The 1,973-nt window shown below is 52.1% G+C and carries 2 rRNA genes; both read right to left on the reverse strand.

The annotated features are described in order from the left end of the window. Positions 1–21: 21 nt before the first annotated feature. Positions 22–134: ribosomal RNA gene (rrf, locus tag LQ564_RS25665) — 5S ribosomal RNA — on the reverse strand. Positions 135–268: 134 nt separating this feature from the next. After that, a 23S ribosomal RNA gene (locus tag LQ564_RS25670) occupies positions 269–1,973 on the reverse strand; the annotation flags it as partial.

Genomic DNA, 1,973 nt, shown 5'->3' on the forward strand with positions numbered 1-1,973 from the left:
GCGGGGTTTTTCATATAACTAGCCTGACGATAACCTACTTTCACACTGGTTGCAGCACTATCATCGGCGCAAAGTCGTTTCACGGTCCTGTTCGGGATGGGAAGGGGTGGGACCGACTTGCTATGGTCATCAGGCTTTGACTTGTCTGAGCTGTTGGCACATGCCAGCAACTCACAATCCGGGAAGAAGTATGTTTTCTTATTCTTGGGGCAGCAGTATCAACAAACTGCAGCTGTATTCTTGACTCATCCATAACCACCAAGGTTATAGGGACAAGCCGTACGGGCAATTAGTACTGGTTAGCTTAATGCATTACTGCACTTCCACACCCAGCCTATCAACGTCCTGGTCTCGAACGACCCTTCAAGGAGCTCAAGGCTCCGGGAAATCTCATCTCAAGGCAAGTTTCCCGCTTAGATGCTTTCAGCGGTTATCTCTTCCGAACTTAGCTACCCGGCAATGCCACTGGCGTGACAACCGGTACACCAGAGGTTCGTCCACTCCGGTCCTCTCGTACTAGGAGCAGCCCCCTTCAAATTTCCAACGCCCACGGCAGATAGGGACCAAACTGTCTCACGACGTTTTAAACCCAGCTCACGTACCACTTTAAATGGCGAACAGCCATACCCTTGGGACCGGCTACAGCCCCAGGATGTGATGAGCCGACATCGAGGTGCCAAACTCCCCCGTCGATATGAACTCTTGGGAGGAATCAGCCTGTTATCCCCAGAGTACCTTTTATCCGTTGAGCGATGGCCCTTCCATACAGAACCACCGGATCACTATGTCCTACTTTCGTACCTGCTCGACTTGTCGGTCTCGCAGTTAAGCACGCTTATGCCATTGCACTATTAGCACGATGTCCGACCGTACCTAGCGTACCTTCGAACTCCTCCGTTACACTTTAGGAGGAGACCGCCCCAGTCAAACTGCCTACCATGCACTGTCCCCGATCCGGATAACGGACCAAGGTTAGAACCTCAAACGAACCAGGGTGGTATTTCAAGGATGGCTCCACGAGAACTGGCGTCCCCGCTTCAAAGCCTCCCACCTATCCTACACAGATTGGTTCAAAGTCCAATGCAAAGCTACAGTAAAGGTTCATGGGGTCTTTCCGTCTAGCCGCGGGTAGATTGCATCATCACAAACATTTCAACTTCGCTGAGTCTCGGGAGGAGACAGTGTGGCCATCGTTACGCCATTCGTGCAGGTCGGAACTTACCCGACAAGGAATTTCGCTACCTTAGGACCGTTATAGTTACGGCCGCCGTTTACTGGGACTTCAATCAAGAGCTTGCACCCCATCATTTAATCTTCCAGCACCGGGCAGGCGTCACACCCTATACGTCCACTTTCGTGTTTGCAGAGTGCTGTGTTTTTATTAAACAGTCGCAGCCACCAGTTTATTGCAACCCTTTCACCCTTCTGCAGTAAAGCAGTCAAGCTACCGGGGCGTACCTTATCCCGAAGTTACGGTACCAATTTGCCGAGTTCCTTCTCCCGAGTTCTCTCAAGCGCCTTAGAATACTCATCTCGCCCACCTGTGTCGGTTTGCGGTACGGTCTCGTATGACTGAAGCTTAGAGGCTTTTCTTGGAACCACTTCCGATTGCTTCGTCGCACATGGCGACCCGTCTCGACCCCTTGAATCCTGCGCCCGGATTTGCCTAAGCGCCTTCTATGAGTCAAAAACCAGCTATTCCAACAGCTGGACAACCTTCCGCGATCCGTCCCCCCATCGCATCATACGACGGTGCAGGAATATTAACCTGCTTCCCATCAGCTACGCATCTCTGCCTCGCCTTAGGGGCCGACTCACCCTGCTCCGATGAACGTTGAACAGGAAACCTTGGGCTTACGGCGTGCGGGCTTTTCACCCGCATTATCGCTACTCATGTCAGCATTCGCACTTCTGATACCTCCAGCATCCTTTACAAGACACCTTCGCAGGCTTACAGAACGCTCTCCTACCAT

The organism is Massilia phyllostachyos, from assembly GCF_021044825.1.
Taxonomy (GTDB): Bacteria; Pseudomonadota; Gammaproteobacteria; order Burkholderiales; family Burkholderiaceae_D; genus Telluria; species Telluria phyllostachyos.